General features: G+C 37.3%; 1 protein-coding gene. It reads left to right on the top strand.

Features of this window, described 5'->3' with window-relative positions:
* Positions 1-308: 308 nt before the first annotated feature.
* Positions 309-1,664: an MATE family efflux transporter gene (locus tag K5Q14_RS09715; RefSeq protein WP_220735500.1), complete on the top strand. Its 1,356-nt coding sequence runs from the start codon at positions 309-311 to the stop codon at positions 1,662-1,664.
* Positions 1,665-1,854: the final 190 nt, after the last annotated feature.

Below are 1,854 nucleotides of genomic sequence, written 5' to 3'. Positions count from 1 at the left end.
CATAAAAAGCTCCTATATTATATTATCTCGGATTTCGTCCTAGAAAGAAAGTAGTCCGGAATTTCAGTATAGGAGCATACTGTGACACAGTTAATAAACAATATATTACTAAAAAACGTCAGTGATACGCCATTAGGCATAGACTGACGTTTTTTGTGTTAAGTGACTAAAATAAAATACTCTTTTAGTTTTTATTACGTTGAAATAAATATCGTAAAAACTGAAATAAAGTACTAGTCAAACAGATGCTATTCAGGTAGAATAGGTATTTGGCTTATGACTACTTATTTTTGGAGATGTGATTAATTATGCGAGATTTAACGCAAGGTTCACCAGCTAAGCAAATTTTATTTTTTACCATACCGCTGGTTATTGGGAATCTTTTTCAACAACTTTATAATTTTTCTGATACCGTGATTGTTGGACAAACATTAGGAGTCAAATCTTTGGCGGCCGTTGGTGCCACTGGATCCATTATGTTTTTGATTTTAGGATTTGTGCAAGGATTTACGGCTGGGTTATCCATTATCACTGCACAACGCTATGGGGCCCGTGATATTGCTGGTGTGCGTAAGAGTATGGCCTCAACGTTAATTGTTTCAGCTTTAACCACCGTTATCGTCACGATTTTAAGTTTACTTGCTGTTTATCCGTTATTAAAAATCATGCAGACGCCTGCAGAAATTTTTGATCAAGCATTTATTTTTATCGCTATTATCTTAGGCGGTATTTTTGCTACGATGGGGTACAATGTCACGGCTAATTCACTGCGTGCTATTGGTGATTCGCGTTCACCGTTAGTCTATCTTATTGTTGGTATGATCGTTAACATTATACTTGAATTATGGTTTATTATTGGTTTGAATTACGGCGTGGCTGGTGCGGCTCTGGCAACTGTTATTGCACAACTTGTCTCTACAGTGTTAAGTTTTTGGCATATCTATCGTTTTTCGCCCTTACTACAGGTTCATCGTTCTGATTTCAAATGGGATTCGGTAGATATTCGGATTCATTTGCGCGCTGGGTTACCAATGGGTTTTCAAAGCTCTATAATTGCTATTGGCGCATTAGTATTGCAGGGTGCTCTTAACACATTAGGAACTGATGCAGTAGCGGCAACAACTGCTGCGCAACGTATTGATCAAGTTGCCACATTACCGCTAATGTCATTTGGTATTACAATGGCAACTTTTGCTGCCCAAAATTATGGTGCCAAACAATATGAGCGTATTCTTGTCGGGGTCAAACAGGCGCTATTAATGAGTATGGGATTTGGTCTTTTTATGGGGATTTTAGAGATTGCTTTTGGTGATTTTGCGGTCATGTTGTTCGTGGGTGCAGATCAACAGCGTGTGCTTGATTTAGCACAACAATATTTTTGGGCAAATGGGGCCTTTTATTATATTCTATCAGCACTATTTATTATTCGATATGTATTGCAAGGATTAAACGATTCTAAAACACCAACTTTTGCAGGCATTGCAGAATTGTTGATGCGCACAGTAGCAGCCATTGCTTTGGTGGGACCCTTCGGATTTTTTGGTGCCAGTTTAGCTAATGTGTTGGCATGGATTGGCTCACTAATTGTGATGATTCCCGCCTATAGACGGATTATCAAACGACTTCGTGAACAGCAAAAAAACAAAATTAATGAGCAATATTAATGATATTGACGGGCATCTCTCTAATAGACGAGGGATGTATTTTTTTGAATTTTATCTTAATTTTAGAGAAAATATTGAAATATAATTGAAATTTCATTGTATATCTTTACTTCATTGGATCTACGTCAATAAATCGGACACGCATTCTACTTTGATTTGCTATTTTTGTTCAAAGGCCACTGGGGTTAAA

Origin of the sequence: Leuconostoc inhae, from assembly GCF_019656015.1 — a bacterium.
GTDB classification, from domain to species: domain Bacteria; phylum Bacillota; class Bacilli; order Lactobacillales; family Lactobacillaceae; genus Leuconostoc; species Leuconostoc inhae_A.
Note: the sequence above shows the minus strand (reverse complement) of the source record. Positions and strands in the feature narration are given on the sequence as shown.